At 64.9% G+C, this 20,193-nt stretch carries 19 protein-coding genes; 14 read left to right on the plus strand and 5 right to left on the minus strand.

Annotation, left to right across the window (positions count from 1 at the left end):
* Positions 1 to 10 precede the first annotated feature (10 nt).
* Together DQP56_RS06655 and DQP56_RS06660 are read right to left on the minus strand one after the other, a co-directional pair.
* Positions 11 to 883, minus strand: coding sequence for an ABC transporter permease (locus DQP56_RS06655; RefSeq protein WP_112684172.1), 873 nt, complete (start codon positions 881 to 883; stop codon positions 11 to 13).
* The gene (locus DQP56_RS06660) at positions 883 to 1,740 is read right to left on the minus strand and encodes an ABC transporter permease (protein ID WP_435673827.1); all 858 of its coding nucleotides are present in this window, start codon (positions 1,738 to 1,740) and stop codon (positions 883 to 885) included. Before DQP56_RS06660 ends, DQP56_RS06655 begins: the two co-directional genes overlap by 1 nt.
* A gap of 706 nt (positions 1,741 to 2,446) precedes the next feature.
* Between DQP56_RS06660 and DQP56_RS06665 the strand changes: the two genes are divergently transcribed.
* From DQP56_RS06665 to DQP56_RS06685, 5 genes are read left to right on the plus strand one after another with little or no spacing between them, the layout of a single operon-like run.
* Positions 2,447 to 3,298, plus strand: a complete 852-nt coding sequence (locus DQP56_RS06665) for an SDR family oxidoreductase (protein WP_435673825.1) — start codon at positions 2,447 to 2,449, stop codon at positions 3,296 to 3,298.
* A gap of 25 nt (positions 3,299 to 3,323) precedes the next feature.
* Positions 3,324 to 4,472, plus strand: a complete 1,149-nt coding sequence (locus DQP56_RS06670; RefSeq protein ID WP_112684205.1) for an acyl-CoA dehydrogenase family protein — start codon at positions 3,324 to 3,326, stop codon at positions 4,470 to 4,472.
* The gene (locus DQP56_RS06675) at positions 4,469 to 5,560 is read left to right on the plus strand and encodes an acyl-CoA dehydrogenase family protein (RefSeq protein WP_112684175.1); all 1,092 of its coding nucleotides are present in this window, start codon (positions 4,469 to 4,471) and stop codon (positions 5,558 to 5,560) included. The genes DQP56_RS06670 and DQP56_RS06675 overlap by 4 nt, the downstream gene beginning before the upstream one ends.
* A 25-nt stretch (positions 5,561 to 5,585) precedes the next feature.
* Positions 5,586 to 6,365, plus strand: coding sequence for an SDR family oxidoreductase (locus DQP56_RS06680; protein WP_112684176.1), 780 nt, complete (start codon positions 5,586 to 5,588; stop codon positions 6,363 to 6,365).
* 36 nt (positions 6,366 to 6,401) lie between these two features.
* A complete protein-coding gene (locus DQP56_RS06685) occupies positions 6,402 to 7,217 on the plus strand; it encodes an SDR family NAD(P)-dependent oxidoreductase (protein WP_112684177.1) in 816 nt (271 codons plus the stop codon).
* Positions 7,218 to 7,220: 3 nt separating this feature from the next.
* Here DQP56_RS06685 and DQP56_RS06690 read toward each other — a convergent pair whose 3' ends face one another.
* Positions 7,221 to 8,048: an enoyl-CoA hydratase/isomerase family protein gene (locus DQP56_RS06690; protein ID WP_112684178.1), complete on the minus strand. Its 828-nt coding sequence runs from the start codon at positions 8,046 to 8,048 to the stop codon at positions 7,221 to 7,223.
* A 179-nt stretch (positions 8,049 to 8,227) separates the two neighbouring features.
* Here DQP56_RS06690 and DQP56_RS06695 point away from each other — a divergent pair, with 179 nt between their 5' ends.
* Genes DQP56_RS06695 through DQP56_RS06705 form a run of 3 tightly spaced genes read left to right on the plus strand, consistent with a single transcriptional unit; the run spans position 8,228 to position 11,086 of the window.
* Positions 8,228 to 9,055: a mycofactocin-coupled SDR family oxidoreductase gene (locus DQP56_RS06695; RefSeq protein WP_112684179.1), complete on the plus strand. Its 828-nt coding sequence runs from the start codon at positions 8,228 to 8,230 to the stop codon at positions 9,053 to 9,055.
* Between the two features lie 2 nt (positions 9,056 to 9,057).
* Complete coding sequence (locus DQP56_RS06700) at positions 9,058 to 9,855, plus strand: SDR family oxidoreductase (protein WP_112684180.1); 798 nt, start codon at positions 9,058 to 9,060, stop codon at positions 9,853 to 9,855.
* A 49-nt stretch (positions 9,856 to 9,904) separates the two neighbouring features.
* Positions 9,905 to 11,086 carry a cytochrome P450 gene (locus DQP56_RS06705; RefSeq protein ID WP_112684181.1) on the plus strand — a complete coding sequence of 394 codons (1,182 nt, stop codon included), beginning with the start codon at positions 9,905 to 9,907 and terminating at the stop codon, positions 11,084 to 11,086.
* On the opposite strand, the gene fadD4 is transcribed toward DQP56_RS06705, so the two are convergent.
* Positions 11,077 to 12,606, minus strand: a complete 1,530-nt coding sequence (fadD4, locus tag DQP56_RS06710; protein WP_112684182.1) for a fatty-acid--CoA ligase FadD4 — start codon at positions 12,604 to 12,606, stop codon at positions 11,077 to 11,079. The two genes, DQP56_RS06705 and fadD4, sit on opposite strands and share 10 nt — an antisense overlap.
* A 113-nt stretch (positions 12,607 to 12,719) precedes the next feature.
* Between fadD4 and DQP56_RS06715 the strand changes: the two genes are divergently transcribed.
* The 3 genes from DQP56_RS06715 to DQP56_RS06725 all read left to right on the plus strand — a co-directional run bounded on the left by DQP56_RS06715 (position 12,720) and on the right by DQP56_RS06725 (position 15,316).
* Positions 12,720 to 13,325 (plus strand): cysteine hydrolase family protein, encoded by a 606-nt coding sequence (locus DQP56_RS06715; RefSeq protein ID WP_112684183.1) that lies wholly within the window; start codon positions 12,720 to 12,722, stop codon positions 13,323 to 13,325.
* Positions 13,326 to 13,475: 150 nt separating this feature from the next.
* The gene (locus DQP56_RS06720; protein WP_112684206.1) at positions 13,476 to 14,471 is read left to right on the plus strand and encodes an LLM class flavin-dependent oxidoreductase; all 996 of its coding nucleotides are present in this window, start codon (positions 13,476 to 13,478) and stop codon (positions 14,469 to 14,471) included.
* Positions 14,472 to 14,539: 68 nt separating this feature from the next.
* Positions 14,540 to 15,316, plus strand: coding sequence for a FadR/GntR family transcriptional regulator (locus tag DQP56_RS06725; RefSeq protein ID WP_112684207.1), 777 nt, complete (start codon positions 14,540 to 14,542; stop codon positions 15,314 to 15,316).
* Positions 15,317 to 15,333: 17 nt separating this feature from the next.
* On the opposite strand, the gene DQP56_RS24420 is transcribed toward DQP56_RS06725, so the two are convergent.
* Positions 15,334 to 15,756: a hypothetical protein gene (locus DQP56_RS24420; protein ID WP_133258893.1), complete on the minus strand. Its 423-nt coding sequence runs from the start codon at positions 15,754 to 15,756 to the stop codon at positions 15,334 to 15,336.
* Between the two features lie 1,358 nt (positions 15,757 to 17,114).
* On the opposite strand from DQP56_RS24420, the gene DQP56_RS06730 reads away from it, so the two are divergent.
* Genes DQP56_RS06730 through DQP56_RS06740 form a run of 3 tightly spaced genes read left to right on the plus strand, consistent with a single transcriptional unit; the run spans position 17,115 to position 20,166 of the window.
* The gene (locus DQP56_RS06730) at positions 17,115 to 17,852 is read left to right on the plus strand and encodes an MlaE family ABC transporter permease (RefSeq protein ID WP_435673826.1); all 738 of its coding nucleotides are present in this window, start codon (positions 17,115 to 17,117) and stop codon (positions 17,850 to 17,852) included.
* Positions 17,849 to 18,706 carry an ABC transporter permease gene (locus DQP56_RS06735; RefSeq protein WP_112684184.1) on the plus strand — a complete coding sequence of 286 codons (858 nt, stop codon included), beginning with the start codon at positions 17,849 to 17,851 and terminating at the stop codon, positions 18,704 to 18,706. Before DQP56_RS06730 ends, DQP56_RS06735 begins: the two co-directional genes overlap by 4 nt.
* 5 nt (positions 18,707 to 18,711) lie before the next feature.
* Positions 18,712 to 20,166 (plus strand): MCE family protein, encoded by a 1,455-nt coding sequence (locus tag DQP56_RS06740; RefSeq protein ID WP_112684185.1) that lies wholly within the window; start codon positions 18,712 to 18,714, stop codon positions 20,164 to 20,166.
* Positions 20,167 to 20,193 lie beyond the last annotated feature (27 nt).

Genomic DNA, 20,193 nt, shown 5'->3' on the forward strand with positions numbered 1-20,193 from the left:
GCCCGCTCACCTAACCTTTGAATACGAACACTGGGTGAAGGCCCCACAGTGCCACGGTCATTATCAAGTCCAGGACGATGATGGTGATCAGGCTGGTCCGCACAGCGCGACCCGATGCTTGGCCTACACCAACCGGACCACCCGAAGCAAAGTATCCGTAATAGCAATGGATGACAGTCACTGCTGCACAGTAGACGGCTATCTTCAGCACGGAGTACGTGAGATCCCTGGGTGTCAAGAATTCGACAAAGTAGTGATTATATGTGCCGCCCGGTTGGTTGTGGAAGACCCGGATAACGGCGTCCATCACGACGAAATTAGCTATTAGCGCCACCAAAAACCCCGGTACCACACACGTCATCGCGCCGACCAGGCGAGTGCCGACCACAAAAGGTATCGGCCGGAGCCCCAACGCTTCCAAAGCATCAATCTCTTCGGAAATGCGCATCGCACCGATCTCGGCTGTCATCCGACACCCCGCTTGCCCGGCGAACGCAACAGCGGCCACTATGGGCCCGATCTCTCGAACCCCTCCGATTCCGCCAACAATCCCCGACAATCCGCCGAAGCCAATAATATTCAAGACGGAAAACGCCTCAACTGCCAATGAGGCGCCGACCGCGATACCCAGGAGCAGCAGTACGCTTACCGCCCCGCCATCCACGATGAGCGAACCCCTGCCCCAGGCGAGGCTGTTCATCTGCTGCAATGTTTGCCGTCGATATTTGACGACCGCTACCGGCACGGCACTGACGACCTTGGCGATGAAGACTACCCAGTGGCCGATGTTATGGAACAGTCCGCCGATCGGCCGCACTGCCGCTGTTGCCAATCGAGTTCCGAAATACGTGCTCGGTACTGCTACGTGGCGACCGTCAGCCACTACGCCACCTCCAGTGGAGCAAACATCGACTGCAACTGTGTTATGGCGAGGTTGGCGAAGACGATCCACACGACATTGACCACCACCGATGAATTAACAGCATCCGCGACACCGCGCGGACCGCCCTTCGCCTCCATTCCTCGGAGCGATGAAACGATACCCACGATTGCCGCAAAGACCAGCGTCTTGCCGATTGCGAACCATATGTCCACGAGCTTCGCGAAGGTCCCGAACGACATCCAGAAACTTCCAGGTGCGACGTCGGACGCTCCCACTGCCATCAGAAAGGAGGATGCAGTTCCCGACACCACAATCAATATGCAGAGAATGGGGGCAATCAACAGCAGTGCGAGGAAACGCGGCACGACCAACTGCCGGACCGGGTCGACACCCATCACCCGCATTGCGTCGAGTTCCTCACGGATAGCGCGTGCCCCAAAATCCGATGCGATGGCCGAAGCCGCCGCGCCCCCCAACAACAGCCCCGCGGTCATCGGCGCTCCCTGCCGAACGACACCGACGCCGGCGGCAGCACCGAGCAGCGACGTGGCCCCGAGTTGATTGACAAGCCCCGACGTCACCACCGTGACGATTGCGCCGATCGGGATGGCCATCAACAGCGCGGGTGTCGCCGTCACTTTGAGCAAGGCCCAGGCCTGTACAACGACGTCGCCGACCGCGAGCCTCAGGGAAATGACATCGGCGACGATGTAGCGCAACACGTCCGCGAACAGCTGCAGGCCACGACCGGTCGTGGCTGCGGTACGCCGTGGAATCATGCCCACGTGGCGCGCAGCCCGGCGCGGGTAAGCCACAAAGCCTTGGCGTAACGGGCCCATCGTTCTCGAGCCCACCATGCTCGACTCCGAAGCCAGCCCGTCCTGCAGTTGGTCGTTGTCGACGCTGGCGGTCATCGATCACCGTCAGCATGTTTATGGGATCGCGTGCGCTCCGACGGGTCGGTGGGGATCGGCATCAGTGGCAGCAGGCTGTCCCGCATATCAATAGCCTTGCGGAAAGGGTAGATCTCCGTACTGCGCGGCGTGGCCGGACCGCTCTCGCGAGGCGTCGGTCGTACCACCCCATTGGCCCTGGGCAATGGGCCCGCGGGCGCCGACGATCAGTGGGGAGGCGTAGGTCGCCTGACGCGGCGCTTTCAGTGTCGGACCCGATCCAACGGCGGATCTGATCTGGAGCCACGGTCTCATGAAACGTCCCCTCCTGCTGGCACGCCCCCGGGACGCACTGTAGTGGCCGTCACGCTGGTCACGGGGGTGTGACGTAAATCAGTTATTTGGTTGGACGATTACACTAGATGAGGGCCTCGCGGTTGACAAGCGGGAATTACTTCCGCTTCAGAAGGTTCCTGTGCTGCCTCATCGGTGCTGGTCATCGAGCGGCCGCGGTGGACCCTCATCCAGTGGTCTGCGGAGACGGCAGTTGGCATCGTCTCGGTTCGCGGGGTGGTCCCGCGCCGGTTTGCGTACCGTGAATAAGGTATATAGTTACAGCATTTTGCATCAGAAGATGACGGCGAGGGAGACGGCTTTGGCAGGAAACCCGGTGGCTCCTACCTTGAAGGACCGTGTTGTTGTTGTCACCGGCGCCAGCCGCGGCATCGGCCGCGAGATCGCGGTCCGCGCCGCGGCCGACGGTGCGAACGTGGCGTTGTTGGCCAAGACGGAGATACCGAATCCCAAGATCGCCGGAACTCTGGCCGAGACAGCCGAGGCCGTGCGGGCGGCCGGCGGTCGTGCCCTGCCGCTGGTGTGCGACGTGCGTGACGCCGACGCCGTACAGCGCGCGGTGACCGCCGCGGCCGAGGAGTTCGGTGGGATCGACATCGTGATCAACAACGCGGGCGCACTGGACCTGCGACGCACTCCGCAATTGCCTCCCAAGAACTTCGCCCGGCTGCTGGAGATCAACGTGCAGGGCCCGTTCGCCGTCGTGCAGGCGGCTTATCCACACCTGCGCCGGTCCACCAACGCGCACATCGTGAATGTGTCGCCGCCGCTGAACCTGGAGCCCTCCTGGCTCGGCGCCCACACCGGGCACACGGTCGGCAAGTACGCCGAGAGCATGCTGACACTGGGCTGGGCCGCGGAGTTCGCCTCGGTCCCCATCGCCGTCAACTCGTTGTGGCCGGCCACCACCGTGGCCAGCACCGGGATGATGGTTGCGATGGGCGAGGACACGGTACGGGCGCAGGCGCGACACCCGCGCATCATGGCCGACGCGGTGCACGCCCTGGTCACCCGCCCCACCGCCGGCTGCAGCGGCCACTTCTATACCGACGAAGATGTGCTGCATGAGGCGGGCATCGATGACCTGGCGCAGTACCGGCTCGCGGCCCGCGACGAAGACCTGACCGGAAACTTCTATCTCGCGTCGACCCCGCTGCCGACGGTGTAGGACGCTACTGACGATGACCACCTTGATGCCTTCCTTCGAGGCACTGTGCGCGAACGAACCCGAACTGGCCAAGCTGCGGGCGTCGATCCGGGACTTTCTGCGCGCTGACCGTGCCGAGTTCGGCTGGACACCAGCCGTCGACTCATGGCTGGGCGGCTGGGATCCGGAATTCAGCGCCCGGTTGGGCGACGCCGGATTCGTCGGTTTGACCATCCCGAGGTCGTACGGCGGCCACGGGCTGGGCCACCTGCACCGCTACGTGGTGACCGAGGAGTTGCTGGTGCAAGGTGCGCCGGTGGCCGCGCACTGGATCGCCGACCGACAGGTCGCGCCGGGGCTGTTGACCTACGGCAGCGAGGAGCAGCGTCAACGGTTGCTGCCGCGCATCGCCGCGGGTCGGTTCTACTCGTCGATCGGGATGAGTGAGCACGAGGCCGGCTCCGACCTGGCGGCGGTGCAGACCAAGGCCACCAAGACCGACGGCGGCTGGCTGCTCAGCGGGACGAAGGTATGGACCAGCGGTGCACACCATGCCCACCAGGTCGTCGTGCTGGCCCGTAGCAGCCCGGCTGACCCGGAACACCGCCACGCCGGTTTCAGCCAGTTCCTGGTGCCCTGCGACGCCGACGGCGTCCGGATCGATCCGGTCGTGCTGATGTCGGGTGAGCACCATTTCAACGAGGTCACGTTTGACGAGGTGTTCGTGCCCGACGCCGACGTGCTCGGCGAAATCGGAAACGGCTGGCACCAAGTGACATCCGAATTGTCGTTCGAACGCAGCGGGCCCGAGCGGATCCTGTCCACCGCCCCGCTGATCATCGCCGCTATCCGCGCGCTGGGATCCGGTCCGGCTCCCGACGACCGCACCGCCGCCGAGATCGGCGATCTGGTGGCCCGGTTGATCTCGCTACGCCAGTTGTCGGTTTCGGTCGCCCGCACACTGGCCGACGGCGAGGACGCCGCGAACCAGGCTGCCCTGGTCAAAGACCTCGGCACCCGGTTCGAGCAGGAATCGGTCGGCCTGGTCGCCGACCTCCTCGAGGGCGCGAATCACGACGACGCGCTCAAACTCATGCTGGCTACGGCGTTTCTGCACAAACCCATGTTCACTTTGCGGGGCGGCACCAACGAGGTGCTGCGCGGCGTGGTGGCTCGTGGAATGGGGTTGCGATGAGCGCTCTTTCGGGTGGAATCTTCGACTCGGACCGTTCCGACGACGACACCGCCGAGTTGCGTGCGCTGGTCGACGACATCGGCCGACGGTCCTTCGAGACGCGACTGGGTCAGCGCGGTGTGCCGGAACGATTCGACCCGGATCTGTGGCGGACCCTTGAGGACACCGGGCTGGCGCGGCTGACCAGTACGCCGGACCTGGACGCCGGGCCGGTCGAGTCCGCGGTGGTGCTCTACGGCCTGGCGCGTTACGCGGGTGCCGTGCCGATCGCCGAGACGGACCTCCTGGCCGCGTGGCTGGGACAGCGGGTCGGCATCGAGCTCCCCAGCGGGCCGCTGACCGTCGCGATCGCCGACGCCCGGCACGCCGACGGCCGGGTCAGCGGCGTGGCCCACGATGTGCCGTGGACGCGGGCGTGCGCGGCGGTGCTGTTGGCCGGCCGCATCGGCGACCAGGTATGGGTCGGCACCCTCAACGCCGATGACCCGCAGATGGGTGTCGACTCCTACGAAGGTCACAACCTCGCGGGCGAGCCGCGTGATCGCATCACGTTCGATGTCGCGGTCGATCGGCTGCACTGCGTCGACCGGGCCGTTGCCGACGAGTTGGTGCGGCGCGGCGCCTGGGCACGCTGTGCGCAGACCATCGGCGCTTTGGACGCGGCCGCCGCGCTGTCGGTGGACCACACCCGAGACCGGGTCCAATTCGGCCGTCCGCTCAGCAGGTTTCAGGCCGTACAGCACGTGCTGGCGGCCATGGCCGGTGACATCGAGCGCGCCCGGGCGGCGGCCACCCTGGCGGTCGCTGCGGCAGCAGATCACGGCTTCGCCTCGGCGCAAACCGATTTCGCCGTCACTGCCGCAAAGGTCACGATCGGCCGGGTCACCGCCGCCGTCACCACGGCTGCCCACCAATTGCACGGCGCGATCGGCGTCACCGTAGAGCATCCACTGTGGCTGGCGACCATGCGCGCACAGAGCTGGGTCGCCGACTACGGCAGTACCGGGCATTACGCACAGCTCCTGGGCCGGGCGACTCTGGCGGCCCAGGATCCGTGGGACGTGCTGATCGGCGATAAAACAACGTGAGAAATATTGATCAAGAGGAGGATTCGTGACAGGAACGAAATTCGAAGGTGCATCGGCAATCGTCAGCGGCGGAGCGGGAGGCCTGGGTGAGGCGACGGTTCGGCGACTGTACGCCGAAGGCCTCGGCGTGGTCATCGCCGACCTGGCCGAAGACAAGGGCAAGGCTCTGGCCGACGAGCTGGGCAGCCGAGCCGCCTTCGTGAGCACCGACGTCACCAGCGAGGACAGCGTACTGGGCGCGGTCGAGCAGGCCAACAGGCTCGGCGTACTGCGCTATGCGGTAGTTGCGCACGGCGGCTTCGGCGTGGCGCAGCGTATCGTCGGAAGAGACGGCAGCCCAGCAGATCTCGGCGGATTCACCAAAACGATTGATCTGTACCTGAACGGGACGTACAACATGGCCCGCCTGGTGGCGGCGGCGGTGGCGAAGGCCGACCCCGGCGACGACGGCGAGCGCGGAGCGCTGGTGCTCACCGCATCCATCGCCGGCTACGAGGGCCAGATCGGACAAACCGCCTACGCCGCCGCCAAGGCCGGTGTCATCGGGCTCACTATCGCCGCAGCCCGCGATCTGAGTTCGGCGGGCATCCGGGTGAACACCATTGCGCCCGGGACCATGAAGACCCCGATCATGGAGTCCGTCGGCGACGAGGCGATCGCCAAGTTCGCGGCCAACGTGCCGTTTCCCCGCCGACTCGGAGCACCCGGCGAGTTCGCCGACGCCGCGGTATTCCTACTGAGCAATGGCTACGTCAATGGTGAGGTGATGCGCCTCGACGGCGCGCAGCGCTTCACTCCGAAGTAAAAAGCGAACCCGCGCTTACTGACAGGAGCAGACGGTATGGATCTCGGATTGCAGGATGCCCATGTCGTCGTCACCGGCGGCACCGCCGGCATGGGTCGGGCGACCGCGCAGTGCTACGCGCAGAACGGCGCCCGAGTGGCCGTCCTAGCAAGGGACCCCCGGGCCCTCGACGAGACAGTCGCGGTCTTACAGGCGGCCGGCAGCCCCGACGCCGTGGGTATCTCGACGGATCTGTCCCGGCAGGAAAGCGTCGAGGAGGCGTTCACGCAACTGGATTCACGCTGGGGTCTGCTCAACGTGTTGGTCAACACCGTCGGCCCCGCCGCCCCGATCGTCGGTGAGTTCGAGGAACTTGCCGACAGCACGTGGACGCTGGCGTTTGATCTGATGGCGATGGGCGCCGTGCGGACGTGCCGGGCTGCATTGCCCCTGCTGCGGAAGGCGGAATGGGCCAGGATCGTTAATGTTTCGGCGCATTCGGTGCAGCGGCAGTCCCCGCGTCTCATCGCCTACACCGCCGGCAAGGCAGCGTTGACCAGCCTGACCAAGAATCTCTCCCAGACCCTGGCCAAAGACAACATCCTGGTGAACACCGTCTCGCCCGGCAGCTTTATGACCGCACAGGTCCGCGACTACGTCGCGGACGAGATGACAGCGCGAGGACTGAATCCCGACGACCCGGTCGACGTCGCCGCGGTCCTGCAGGAGATGTTCGGCGACGCGTTGGGCCAACTGGGCCGCGCCGGCCTCCCCGAAGAGATCGCGCCGATGATCACCGTGCTCGGTTCGCGCCACAACACCTACACCACCGGCGCCGACCTCAACGTGGACGGCGGCTCGGACTTTCGATAGGCCCTACAGGCGCCCTTCCACCCGCAGGTCCGGGTGCACCCAGGTCGGCGACCGCTTCTCCTTGAACGCACGAAACCCTTCGATCGCCTCGGGTCCCTCCAGGCTGGTCTGCATGCCGATGCGGTCGAAGAGCCCCATGTAGTTGTCCAGGCTGGCCTTGACCAGGCCCCTGGCTGCCGGCGCCGTGCGGCAGATCTGGGCAAGCAGATCGCGCGACACGTCGTGTAACTCCTGGTGCGCTACCACGCGCGTCACCATGCCCCAGTCGAGGGCCTCCTGCGCGGTCAGCGTCCGACCGGTGAGCATCAGGTCCCGGGTCCGGACCGGTCCGATGAGACGAGCCAGCATCTGGCTGTAGTAGGTGTCTGCGATGCCGCGGAACAACTCCGGCACCCGGAAGGTTGCGCGGTCGCTGACCACGGACACGTCACTGCACAGGGTGATCTGCAGGCCGCCGCCCTGGCATAGCCCATTGACCGCCGCCACCACCGGTTTCGGCGATTTGCGCAGCACGTCGAACGGGGTGACGTCCATCCCCAGGGTCGACGCGAAGTCCATCCAGTTGTCTTCGCCGCCCTGTCCCAGATCGCCGCCGGGCGCAAACACGTCGCCGGTTCCGGTGATGAGCAGGCCCGCAAGGTCGGGGTCGGCGTTGGTCCGGCTGATCGCGTACCGGATACCGAAATACATCGCCGGCGTCATCGCGTTGCGTGCCTGCGGGCGATCCAGGGTGCAAATCGCGAACGCGCCGTCGCGTTCGAACTTCAGATACGGGCTGCCGAGCCAGTCGCCATCGGGTGGGCGCGGACCGCCGTCGGAGGTATGGGGCATGCAGAGACTTCCTTTCACGATCGTCGACCAGTCAGTAAGTAAAATTAGCGAAATAGTTGTACGATTCACAACTGCTCGCGTAGCATCCATCGATAGGTCTGTGCCGGCCGACTGCACTCGGTCAGCCTGCGCCAGGGACCGTCCACCCCAATCAGCGGGAACGAGAGGAACAGATCATCATGGCCTTACTCGATGGCCGGGTCGTCTTCATCACCGGAGCCGCGCGCGGCCAGGGCCGGTCACACGCGGTCATGTGCGCCGAGGAAGGCGCGAACATCGTGGGTGTCGACATCTGCGAAGACCTCGACGTGGTGCCCTACAAGCTCGGCACCGCCGACGAGCTGCAGGAAACCGCACGCCTGGTCGAAAAGACCGGCCAGGAAATGCTTTTCCGCACGGCAGACGTGCGAGACAAGGCCGCCCTGCAGGAGGCGTTCGACGCCGGCGTGGCGCAGTTCGGCCACATTGACACCGTCATCGCCAACGCCGGTGTCATCCTGTCCAACGCCGATGAGCGCGACGCCTCCGAAGCGCTGCGGCTGGGCATCGACATCATGCTGGTCGGTGTCTGGAACGCCTTCCAGGTCGCCATCCCCCACCTCAAAGAACGAGGGTCCGGCGGAAACCTGATCGCGACCAGTTCCATGGCGGCGCTGCTGGACCTCACCGACGGAAGCGGCGGCAACGATGCCTACCTGATGGCCAAGCTGGCCATCACCGGACTGGTCCGGGCTTACGCAAACCTGCTTGCACCCGAACGCATTCGCGTCAACGCCGTCGCCCCGACCAACTGCGCAACGCCCATGATCACCGAGAACCCGGCGCTGTTCAAGGTGATCGAGGAGAACCCGCACCTGGTCAATGCGATGCAGACCGCGTTGCCCGACTATCCGATGATCGAGGCGAAGGACGTCAGCAACGCGATTCTGTTCCTGATCTCCGACCTGGGTCGCTCATTCACCGGAAGCGTGCTCAAGGTCGACGCCGGCATGGACATCCGCCGGTAACAATGGACTACGGAATCGCCGGCAAATCGGCCCTGATCGTCGGAGGCAGCAAAGGCATCGGCTTCGAGGTCGCCAAACTGCTGGCGGCTGAAGACTGCCGGGTGGCGGTGCTGGCACGAACCAAGGCCGATGTCGACGCCGCGGTGGATACGATTCGCGCCGCGGGCGGCATCGCGATCGGAGTCTGCGCTGACGTCAGCCGCCAGCCGGAACTGGACGAGGCCGTCCGCCATATCGCCGCGGAGTCCGGGCCACCGCTGATCGTCGTGGGTCAGGCCAAATATCAACGGCCAGGCGACTTCGCCGACATCACCGATGCCGACATCTATCGCGAGTCGTTCGAGCTGCACACGATGAGCCAGATCTTTCTATTGCAGGCCGTGCTGCCGGGTATGCAGGACGCGGGTTGGGGCCGGTTCGTCCACGTCGGATCGGCCACCGCGAAAGAACCGGCGGGCAACATCCATCACGCGGTCGCCAACACCAGTCGGCCATCGACGGTCGGACTGCTCAAGACGGTGTCCGACGAATACGCTCGGTACGGCATCACCGTGAACACCGTTGCGCCCGGCTGGATTGAAACCGACAACGCGATCGCCTACCTCGAGCAGAATTTCGGGGCCGGCACCGAGGAACAACGGCGCGAATTCATGCTGACTCAGGCCAGGGTGCCGGCGGGCCGGATGGGCAAACCGTCCGAGATCGCCTCCCTGATCGCCTACCTGTGTTCCGAACCCGCCGGATATCTCACCGGCGCCTGGATCGAGGTCGACGGCGGACTGCACCGGTCGGCATTCTGACCGCCGCCCAGTGGTGCCCGAGCCAAACCAAGATGGGAGACGAGATTCAATGACCACCCAGCAGGACAGCCGGTCCGACACCCACGGCGCCCCCGTACTCACCTACGCCACTTTGCCGATGGCCACCGACCGCGGTGTCGGATGGAACGTCGTACGCGACGCCGGACCCGTGGTGTTCATGGACGGCTGGTACTACCTGACGCGCCGCGACGACGTTCTCGCCGCGCTGCGCAATCCCGAACTGTTCTCGTCGAAGAAGGCGTTCGACGTCCTCGGCAGTCCGCTTCCGCTGGTGCCCCTCGCGTTTGACCCACCCGAACACACCCGATTCCGCAGGATTCTGCAGCCCTTCTTCAGCCCGCACACGCTGAGTGAAATCCTTCCGGCGCTGCAGCAACAGGCTGTCGACATCATCACCGAGGTAGCCGGCAAGGGTGAGTGTGACGCGATGGCCGACATCGCGATCCCCTACCCGTCACAGGTGTTTCTGACGCTGTTCGGGCTTCCGCTGGCCGACCGTGATCGGCTGATCGGATGGAAAGACGCCGTCATCGCCCTGGCCGACCGGCCCACCCTCGAGGGCGCCGACCTCACCCCGGCGCTGGAGTTGTTCGCCTACCTGACCGAAGCCATCAACGAACGCCGGCAGAACCCCCAAAACGATATCTTGTCGCAGGTGCTCACCGGCGAAGACGCCCTCGATGACGCCGAAGCGATCGGCCTGAGCTATCTGTTCGTGCTGGCCGGACTGGACACTGTCACCTCCGCGATGGGATCCGCGCTGCTCGAACTCGCGCGCAACGCCGAGTTGCGCAGCGCACTGCGTGACGACCCCGAACAGATCAAGGTTTTTGTCGAGGAGATCGTCCGACTTGAGCCTCCGGCACCGATCGTGCCCCGGGTGACCACCGACACCGTCACCGTCGCCGGCGTGACGCTGCCCCCGGAATCGCAGATCCGGCTATGCCTGGGCGCGATCAACCGCGACGACAGCGACGCGATATCCACCAATGATGTCGTCCTTGATGGAAAGGTACACCGCCACTGGGGGTTCGGCGGCGGCCCACACCGCTGCCTGGGTTCGCATCTGGCGCGCATGGAGCTGACGCTGATCGTCGAGGAATGGCTGCGGCAGGTCCCCGAGTTCGAGCTGGCGCACGACTACGTCCCTGAAATCATCTTCCCGGCGCAGACCTACGCCCTGGCCTCGTTGCCACTGCGCTATGGCTGATCAGTGGAGTACCTCGTGATCAGCTCCTGCTTGTACAGCTTGCCGGCATCGGTGCGCGGCAGCTGCGGCTGAAACGAGATCGACCGTGGACACTTGTAGTGCGCCAAGCGATCCCGCAACCACGCCAGTAGTTCGTCGGCGAACCGCTCGGTGGCCTCGGCCGGGTCGACAGTCTGCACCACAGCCTTGACGCTTTGGCCCATCTCGAGGTCGGGGATGCCGAACACCGCCGCATCGAGAACCTTCGGGTGGGTGACCAGCAGGTCCTCGGCCTCCTGCGGATAGATGTTGACCCCGCCGGAAATGATCATGTGGTGGCGCCGGTCGGTCAAGAATAGATAACCGTCTTCATCGAGATAGCCGACATCGCCCACCGTCACCCAGCCGTGGGTATCGCGTGACGCCGCCGTCTTCACCTCGTCCTTGAGATATTCGAACGGATGACCGCCCTCGTAGTAGATTTCGCCGACTTCTCCGAACGGCAACTCGGCACCCTCGTCATCGAGAATGTGCGGCACACCCACCAATGGCCGCCCCACCGAACCGGGACGAGCCAGCCAGTCTTCGGCCCGGATGAACGAGGCGCCGACCGCTTCGGAGGCCGCGTAGTATTCGTCGATGATCGGGCCCCACCAGTCGATCATCTGACGTTTGATCGCCACCGGGCACGGCGCCGCTGCGTGCACCACCCGCTGCAGGCTGGACACATCATAGGAATTGCGCACCGATTCCGGGAGTTTCAGCATGCGCACGAACATCGCCGGGACGAACTGCCCGTGCGTGACGCGGTAGCGCTGGATGCACTCCAGCGCCTGCTCGGGGTCGAATCTCTCCATCACGACGGTGGTGGCGCCCAGCGCCTGCACGGTCATCGACCAGAAGGACGGCGCGGTGTGATACAGCGGCGCAGGGCTCAGATACACGGCGTCGCCGGTGATCCCGACGGCATCCATCAGCGGCATCAATATATTGGGCGCCTCCGCCGGGGAGAGACGTGGCAGCGGGCGGCGGATTCCCTTGGGCCGCCCGGTCGTCCCTGACGAGTACTGCAGGAGATCGCCCTCGCGTTCGTCGGGCATCGGCGTCGTCGGTTGGTCGGCAACGCATTCCGGGTAGCGACGCCAACCGTCGAGATCGTCGTCGGCGATCAGCAGCAGCTCCGGCAGGCCGCCGGGGAGGTGCTCGGCGAGGTTCTCGCACACACTGCGGGTGGCCCGCGATCCGATCACAGCTGCAGCCCCGCTGTTGTCGATGATGTAGGCGGCTTCGGCCGCGGTCAGATGGGTGTTGATCAGCGCGTAGTACAGGCCGCTTCGCCGCGCCGCCCACATGAACGGGTGAACGTGCTCGTTGTTCTCCAGGATTGCGGCCACGGTATCGCCTTCGCGGAGCCCGGCCTCGCGGAGGTAGTGCGCCAACCGGTTGGCTCGGGCCTCCAGCTCCGCGAAACCGATCACCGCTCCCGATGGATGCAGGATGACGGCGGGCTTGTCGGACTCGGCGTACTCGCGGATCTGCATCGCCTCACCTTAAGGGCTTCCGGCCAGGGTCGGAACGAATTCGCCGCTGCACTAAAGGGTTTCCCGGGCCAGTTTTGTCATTCGTGTCAAAAATTATGCTACGCTGCGTGACTATGGCGGTGCCGTCTGACAACCCTGAAGCTGTCGCCGTGGTGTGCGTGGAATGCCAAAACGGTGTCCTCGGCCCGGAAGCCGCACTGCCCGCACTGTCCGCCGACATCGGCGACCTCGTTCCCAATCTGCGGCGCTTGCTCCATGCCGCACGCGCCCACGGCGTGCGGGTGGTTCACGCCACCTACGAAGGAGCGCTGGGCGCCAACCACACCGGCACCGCCCGGCTATGGCGGGGGCTGAGCCAGGCCACCGCCGGATGGGCGCCGGGCACTGCACCCACCCAGGTTCTTCCCGAACTGCTGGCGCCGAGCGATCTGGTCCTGCCGCGGCACCACGGCTTGTTTCCCACCCTGGATACCGAATTGTTGCCGGTGCTGAAGGGCCTCGGCGTGCGCACCGTCGTCCTCACCGGGGTATCGCTGAATCTGGCGCTGCCCCACACCGCCGGCCAGATGACCCAAGCGGGATTTCACCTGGCTATTCCCCGGGACGCCGTGGGCGGCACCCCGGCAAGCTATGGCGAACAGGTGTTGGACAACACGATGGCCATGCTGGGTCAGCTCACCACGGTCGACGAACTCATCGCGGCGTGGACCGCGGCTTAGCCACTTCCAGTTTTCGACGCTGCGGTTTCCCAGGCGGTAGTGCCCTACTCTGCCAACCACAGACTGATCGGCATCACATCCGGCAAGCTAGACTCACCTATGTTACTAAGTGAACGAACTGGGTGTCGACACCGATTGTGAGGCCGGATGATGAAGTGGGGACTTCCATGGCCCGGTACGAAGCTGGCAGTCGAGGCGGAAGCCGCCGAGGCCGGTGCCTTCTGCGCCGGTGAATTCGCCGACCTGAGCGCCTATGTGACGACCACCGAGATGGCGAATGCGACCTCCGCGGCGATGGTCGGGCCGGGTATCGCCTACGCCTTCGCCCGCTCGCCGTTCGTTCACGCGGCAGCGGTCCGGCACCTGTCGAAGATCGCCCCGGGCCGGGTGTTTCTGGGCCTCGGCGCCGGGACATCTCGGATGAATCGGGACTGGTTCGGTGTCGACGCCAGTCACCCCGCCCCGCGCATGGCCGAATTGATCGAGGTGATCAGGGCGTATCTTCACGCGGAGAACGGCGAAACCGTCCGCTACGGAGGCGACTTCTACACCGTCGAGGCAGACATTCGAGCGCCGGTCCTGGGCCGGCTCGATGTGCCTATCCTTGTCGGCGCGTTCAACAAGGTCATGCTGCGCACGGCGGGCCGCAGCGCCGACGGCGTACTGGGCCACGGATTGTTCACCGATCGCTGGTGGGACGAGGTGGTCGACCCGGAAACCGCCCGAGGTGCCGAATCCAGTGGGCGCGATCCACAAGCCCTACGGCGCTGGGGCTGGCTGATCACCGCGATCGACGACGCCGACCCTGACCGCGCTATCCGGGAGGCACGCCTGCAGATCGCGTTTTACCTCACGGTGCGCACGTATGACTCGCTCGTCGAGTTGCACGGTTGGCAGGACCAGGTGGCAGCCATTCGAGCGTCGTTTCGCCATGGCGACCCCGCGCGGATCGCCGAGCATGTCACCGACGAGATGCTGTGGGCCGTGGCAATCTGCGGCGACGCGGCGCAAGCGCGGGAGATGCTGCAGAGCCGCCGCCGGTTGCCCGACACGGCTTTCATTGCGCCGCCGAGTTTCCTGATCGGACGGCGCAGGCGGGCCGAATACGATGCCGCCGCTATCGCGCACGCGCCTCATCTACTCTGACCCGTCGGGCGATCCGCCTGCTACATGGTTTACTCAGTCGTAGAAGTGATGCTCAGCAGGAGGTGGCCGTGTCCCGTCAGGAATCGCTCGCGCCGATGATGACACCGAACACGGCGTCGGGCGCCGTTCGGTCGCCGAAAACAGCGGAACTGGTGGCGCGCACGTTACGCAGGATGGTCGTCGACGGCAAGCTCAAGGACGGCGACTTCCTGCCTTACGAGGCCGACCTCATGGCCCATTTTCAGGTGAGCCGGCCGATCCTGCGAGAAGCGGTGCGAGTTCTGGAGTCCGAACGGCTGGTGGAGGTGCGACGCGGCTCACGAACAGGCGCCCGGGTGCGGGTACCGGGCCCGGAAATCGTCGCACGACCGGCCGGCCTGCTGCTCGAACTGTCTGGTACCACTCTCGCCGACGTGATGACCGCCCGCGCCGCGATCGAACCGGTCGCCGCAAAACTGCTTGCCGAAACCGGCAGCAAAGATGCGCACGATGAACTCAAGCGGCTGGTCGATGAGATCCCCAGCGCCAGGGAATCGGGCGAGTTGGCACAGGCTTCGGCGAGCCTGCACCGGCGAATGGTCGAGCTGTCAGGTAACGCGACCCTCGGCATGATCGCCGGCATGTTGCACGAGATATCGGAACGACACACCACCGCTGCGGTTCGGGATGTCGTGCCGAAGGCGGCGTACGCCAAGCTACTTCGTTCGTATGACCGGCTGGTGGATCTTGTCTTCGCTCGCAATGGCATCGAGGCCGAAGCACATTGGCGCAGGCACATGGAGATCGCCAGCGCAGCGTTGCTCAAGGGTTACGAGAAAACCAAAGTTCGCGACATCATGGACTGATGGGAAGACCAGACTTCCTACAATGCCGCCGTGGACGGCCCCAGGGCTTGGCATTGCGCTCCAGGAGAAGTTGCCCCGACCAGGTTGGTGCAGCCCTTGCCGGTCGACACATAGGTCCCGGGGACATAAGGGGTGAGATACGGCTGCGCCGGCCCGACCTTCGAATACTGCTGCGCGCAGACCGGAGCCGCATCGGAGCCTTGCAGCTGTACACATGCCGTCGCCACGCCGGGGACACTTGATCCCGTGCAGGGAAACACGGTCACCGTTGCGGTGACCACGTCTACCCCGGAAACCTGCGCCCGGTATGGCGGCGACAGCGTGAAGGCGCACGATGCCTCCTCAGACCCGTCGGAGCCGGGAGCCGCGGTGGCCGTGGCCGGCACGCCAATACCGAGGAGCGCAGTCGCCAGTGCCGCCGTCGCAAGACGTCGAAGCATTCCTGAATCCTAGAGTCAACAGCGCCGTTTCGGGGCCGATGCCATCAACACGTCTGCAATTGCCACTCGGCGGGATCTCGCTCAGCGGGTACACCTGCCGCCCATGCCGTGACCAGCCCCGCGGGGCAGTAAGCGTCGATGAAGGCGTCGGCAAAGCACTCGCCTGCCCGGATGCGCCCGCGCCTCTCTCCCACCCCCAAGCCGGTAATCCGATATATGAATAGATAGTTAGCTTGTCCAAGCTCCGCGGCGGATCGGGTAATGATCGAACAACCAAAGTATCGCGAAGTGGACGTCGACGGACAAATACCCGACGGCATATCAGACGGCCGAATGAGGCCGCCAAGTCACACGCGGGCTGTGCAATCGGTCGCGCGGAACACCGCTGCCGGGCAACGGTTCATGGTCGGGATGCGTTCAGGCTCATACCGGCGGAGTCACCGCGCCGACAAATCACGGGCGGCGCCATCGGCAGCCCCCGCAGCCATTCGACGGCAGGTATGCCGTGGTAGCAGCACCGAGCGAGGCCAGGTACGGCCATCTGCGTGGCACTCGCGTGCAACGATGGGCGGCCGTTCCACGCATTGGCCGCCGCGCTCCCCTCTTGGCGCCACCCGATCTCCACTGGCCCAACCCCGCGGGGGTCACAGCGCATTCGACAGCCGTCAAGACGTGAAGCCTTTGCGGCGTCGCTCCGGGGGATTCAAATTCGATAACACCGAAATTCGTCGTCAAGATAATTCGAAGCGCCGGCATTATTGGCATTCATGAAAGATTAGTGGACGACACGGGCGCATTATCAAGATCGTTGCCGAAGGGGAGGAGATCCTCGGGTAAGCGCGCGCACTGAGCTCGACCGCGACGATTTTCAGCAAACTATCACAGCCCACCTCGAGGAGGTCGGCCCCGATCACGGCCCGGCAGCCGGAGACCGGCCCTGCGCCCACCGCAGGAAACGCGTCCAAATCCGGTCGACCGGCCGATACCGACCGGTAAGGTGCGAAAAAGCGCGAAGACCACGCCCTTCAGAAGGCGCAGTCCGGCAATGTCACCACGCCGGAAGATGCCGGGCCCACGCGCGTGAGACGTTCCAGTCAGATCTGTCGCACCCGCCCACAGCAAAGTCAACACCTGCTACTAGGTGAACTTAGTGACCCGACGCCGCCGCGAGGCCCGATTTGTTGCTCCGCTCGAATTCCATGGTGTACCGTTCATCGTCAACCGTCTTGTGTGTTGGATCACAAGTCTGTGGGTCGATGACAGCTGTGAGGATTACGGAGGGGCGCGGTCATCCATGCGGGTTATTGGAAGCGATGGGAGGTGATGCGTTGATCTCGTCGAATAGCATCGCGAGGCCTATGCGAGATGTCGGCAGTTTCGCCGCCATGTCGCTGGACACCATGGTCCAGATTTTCCGGCCACCATGGGCGTGGCGCGAGTTCCTGCTCCAGACGTGGTTCGTGGCCCGGGTTTCGCTGGTACCCACGGTTCTGCTGTCGATCCCGTTCACCGTGCTCACGACGTTCACCCTCAACGTGTTGCTGGTCGAAATCGGTGCGGCGGACTTCTCCGGAACCGGTGCGGCACTGGGAACGGTGACCCAGACCGGGCCGATCGTGACGGTCCTGGTGGTCGCGGGCGCCGGCGCTACGGCGATGTGCGCCGACCTCGGCGCGCGGACCATTCGCGAGGAGCTGGACGCGCTACGGGTGCTCGGCATCAATCCCATCCAGGCGCTGGTGGTGCCGCGGGTGCTGGCGGCCACCCTGGTAGCTCTGCTGCTGGCGTCGCTGGTGACCATCGTCGGCATCGTGGGCGGCTTCTTTTTCGCGGTCTTCTTCCAGCACGTGACGCCGGGGGCCTTCGCCGCCGGACTGACGTTGATAGTCGGCACCGCCGACGTCGTCATCTGCTTGATCAAGGCCGCCATCTTCGGTATGACAGCCAGCCTCATCGCCTGCTACAAGGGCACGCATGTCCAGGGCGGACCGGCAGGGGTCGGCAACGCGGTCAACGAAACGGTCGTCTTTACCTTCATGGCGTTGTTCCTGATCAACGTCCTCGCTACCGCGGTGGCAGTCAAGGTGACCCAGTGAGCCACGTCGGCGCCCCCAGCGCGCTGTACCCGCGGATCCGGCGGGTCGCCAGCGGTTGGGCCGAGGGCTGGAATCGGATCGGCAGACAAACCGCGTTCTACGGCCAGACCATCAAGGGCATCAGCGACGCAGTGGCACATCACAAGACAGAGTTGGTGCGGCTGGTCGCACAGATGAGCCTGGGTGTCGGCGCGCTGGCCGTGATCGGCGGTACTGTCGTCATCGTCGGGTTCCTGACCCTGTCCGCCGGCTCGCTGATCGCCGTCGAGGCCTACACGCAGCTCCAGCAAGTCGGCGTCGAGGCCTTAGCCGGATTTACCTCCGCGTTCCTCAATGTCCGCCTGGTGTCACCACTGGTCGCCGGGATCGGGCTGGCCGCCACGATCGGTGCAGGCGCCACCGCACAACTCGGCGCGATGCGTATCGCCGAGGAGATCGACGCGCTGGAAGTCATGGGCATCCGCTCGATCGCCTACCTGGCCTCCACCCGAGTCATTGCTGGAGTGATCGTTGTCATTCCGCTGTACTGCGTCGCGGTACTGATGGCGTTCGTGGCGACACGCGTCGGCACGACGTTGGTATACGGGCAGTCGACCGGTGTCTATGACCACTACTTCAATACGTTCCTCAATCCCACCGACCTGATCTGGTCGTTCCTGCAGGCGGTTTCGATGGCCATCGTGGTGATGCTGGTGCATACGTATTACGGCTTCACCGCCGCCGGCGGCCCAGCTGGAGTCGGTGAAGCCGTGGGACGCGCCGTACGCACATCACTGATTGCTGCGGTGTTCGTGACCCTGTTCGTCTCGCTGGCCATTTATGGTCAGTCCGGCAACTTCCATCTGTCGGGGTAGCCAAGGTGGAATCGACACGACGAGGCAGGGGTTTGCATCCGGCGTGGTGGACGCTGATCCTCTTCGCCGCCATTGGTCTGTTCCTCTCCGTGACGCTATCGCTGTTCGCGGGGACGTTCAGAAAATTTGTGCCGGTCACGCTGGTATCCGACCGGGCCGGCCTGGTGATGGAATCCGGCGGCAAGGTCAAGATGCGCGGCGTGGAGGTGGGCCGCGTCGGCACGATCCAAAGCGGCACCGGGCAGGTGAACCTGAAGCTGGAGATCTTCCCCGGTCAGATCCGCTACATCCCGGCCAACGTCGACGCCCGCATCCGCGCCACGACCGCCTTCGGAGCCAAGTACGTCGATTTGATCTACCCCGAGCACCCCAGCCCGAAACGGTTGTCCGCCGGCGAAGTCATCAGATCGCAGAACGTGTCCACCGAGGTCAACACCGTGTTCCAGACTCTCACCGAGGTGCTGGACAAGATCGAACCCGCCAAAGTCAACGCCGTACTGGCCGCGCTCGCCGAGGGACTGCGGGGGGAAGGCCCAGCGATCGGAGACGCGATCACCGACGGCAACCAGGTACTGCTGGCGTTGAACCCCCGCGCCGAGACGTTTCGGCGAGACTGGCGGTCGCTCAAAGGTTTCAGTGACACCTACGGCGCCGCGGCGAACGACATCGTCTCCGTCCTCAACGCGGTGAGCACCACCAGCACCACCATCACGGACAATTCGAAAGCATTGGATTCGTTGCTGCTCAACGTCACCGGGTTGTCCAATGCCGGCATCGACCTGCTCGGGCCGAACAAGGACAATCTGATCCACGCGATCAATGTTCTGGAGCCGACCACCCGCTTGCTGATGAAATACGATCCGCAACTGACCTGCATGCTGGTCGGTGGAAAGTGGTTCCTGGACAACGGCGGCTACGACTTCGGTGGTGGCAACGGCAAGTCGGCGATTCTCGACGTCGCCGTGCTGCTCGGTGACGACGCGTACCGCTACCCGGACAACCTGCCGGTCAACGGCGCAAAGGGAGGACCGGGCGGCAAGCCGAGTTGCGGCTCCCTGCCGATCGTCGACGATAACTGGCCGCAACGTTATCTGGTGACCGACACCGGCTGGGGTACCGGAATGGACGTGCGGCCCAATCCGGGCATCGGCTTCCCCGGTTACGTGGACTTCTTCCCGAGCACCCGCGGAATTCCTGAGCCGCCGAGCATGCGTTATCCGGGCGGCCCCGCTCCGGGGCCGGAACCGACCTACCCGGGCGCCCCACCGTACGGTGCGCCGCTGTATGCGCCCGACGGATCACCGCTGTATCCGGGCCTGCCGCCGGCACCGCCACCAGGAGCACCGCGCGAACCCGGTCCCCCGCCTCCGGGGTCGGAACCGTTCGTCGTCCCGGCGCCGATGCAGCAGCAACCGACGCCCACGCCACCACTTCCCGAGCAGGCCGCGCCGTCACCGTGAGCGAGCCGCAAGTTACACCAGCAACTG

It is taken from the genome of Mycolicibacter senuensis, assembly GCF_003284925.1.
GTDB lineage: Bacteria > Actinomycetota > Actinomycetes > Mycobacteriales > Mycobacteriaceae > Mycobacterium > Mycobacterium algericum_A.

Coding starts and splice junctions, on each gene's coding strand:
- fadD4 (WP_112684182.1), bottom strand. CDS start 12,606: ATGCAGATCCGCGAGTACGCCGAGTCCGACAAGCCCGCCGTCATCCTG.
- DQP56_RS06705 (WP_112684181.1), top strand. CDS start 9,905: ATGACCACCCAGCAGGACAGCCGGTCCGACACCCACGGCGCCCCCGTA.
- DQP56_RS06660 (WP_435673827.1), bottom strand. CDS start 1,740: ATGGTGGGCTCGAGAACGATGGGCCCGTTACGCCAAGGCTTTGTGGCT.
- DQP56_RS06685 (WP_112684177.1), top strand. CDS start 6,402: ATGGATCTCGGATTGCAGGATGCCCATGTCGTCGTCACCGGCGGCACC.
- DQP56_RS06730 (WP_435673826.1), top strand. CDS start 17,115: ATGCGAGATGTCGGCAGTTTCGCCGCCATGTCGCTGGACACCATGGTC.
- DQP56_RS06690 (WP_112684178.1), bottom strand. CDS start 8,048: ATGCCCCATACCTCCGACGGCGGTCCGCGCCCACCCGATGGCGACTGG.
- DQP56_RS06675 (WP_112684175.1), top strand. CDS start 4,469: ATGAGCGCTCTTTCGGGTGGAATCTTCGACTCGGACCGTTCCGACGAC.
- DQP56_RS06700 (WP_112684180.1), top strand. CDS start 9,058: ATGGACTACGGAATCGCCGGCAAATCGGCCCTGATCGTCGGAGGCAGC.
- DQP56_RS06695 (WP_112684179.1), top strand. CDS start 8,228: ATGGCCTTACTCGATGGCCGGGTCGTCTTCATCACCGGAGCCGCGCGC.
- DQP56_RS24420 (WP_133258893.1), bottom strand. CDS start 15,756: ATGCTTCGACGTCTTGCGACGGCGGCACTGGCGACTGCGCTCCTCGGT.
- DQP56_RS06715 (WP_112684183.1), top strand. CDS start 12,720: ATGGCGGTGCCGTCTGACAACCCTGAAGCTGTCGCCGTGGTGTGCGTG.
- DQP56_RS06670 (WP_112684205.1), top strand. CDS start 3,324: ATGCCTTCCTTCGAGGCACTGTGCGCGAACGAACCCGAACTGGCCAAG.
- DQP56_RS06720 (WP_112684206.1), top strand. CDS start 13,476: ATGAAGTGGGGACTTCCATGGCCCGGTACGAAGCTGGCAGTCGAGGCG.